This is a genomic window from Oleiphilus sp. HI0123, assembly GCF_001635315.1.
The window spans coordinates 1-573 of the sequence record NZ_LWGE01001818.1; the positions used below are offsets into that span (position 1 = coordinate 1).

1 protein-coding gene and 1 pseudogene are annotated in these 573 nt (G+C 42.1%); one reads left to right on the top strand and one right to left on the bottom strand.

Going from position 1 to position 573, the window contains the following annotated elements:
• On the top strand, window positions 1-92 hold a 92-nt coding region (locus A3761_RS26000), incomplete at its 5' end, for a DUF924 family protein (RefSeq protein WP_156492101.1).
• Here the strand turns inward: A3761_RS26000 and A3761_RS29130 are convergent.
• A pseudogene (locus A3761_RS29130) lies at window positions 93-475 on the bottom strand (BLUF domain-containing protein).
• Between the last annotated feature and the right edge of the window lie 98 nt (window positions 476-573).

The window sequence follows — 573 nt, forward strand, 5'->3', positions numbered from 1 at the left end:
TTGGTCGCTACCCTCATCGTAATCAGATACTTGGAAGAGAGTCGAGTCAGCCAGAGTTAGCGTTTCTGGAGCAGCCAGGCTCGTCTTTCTGATTAAGTGCTTTTTGGCATCCCTCTGAATTCAGAAAACGCCTGTAAGAAACTAAGGCTATCACTTGGACTTAAAGCATACGGTTGAAATGAACGATCAGGGTTGAACTTTGCGAGTATTTTCTCGTGACTCCCGACTTGAAGAACGGCTCCCATTGCCCACTCGGGAAAAGAGCGGCTAGTCGTTTCGTTATAAACGATAAGCTTTAAGGCCTTGTGGCGATAGTCTGTTTTGATATGTTGAAATAGCGCTTATCTGAGCATAGAAAACCGCTAATCATATGCTTTTGATTATTCAGCTTTGCGACTTCAACAATACTTTTCAAGTCTTCTAGGGTTAAAACCTTGGAAGCCGTACTCACATAAATCAATTGAACTAGACTCACGTTAAGTCACTCTCTTAATATAATCAGACGCCTTTACCTGATGATAAGTTGTATTTTGGTAGTGAATTTTCACGGGCTTCGGGTCTACGATTTCTATC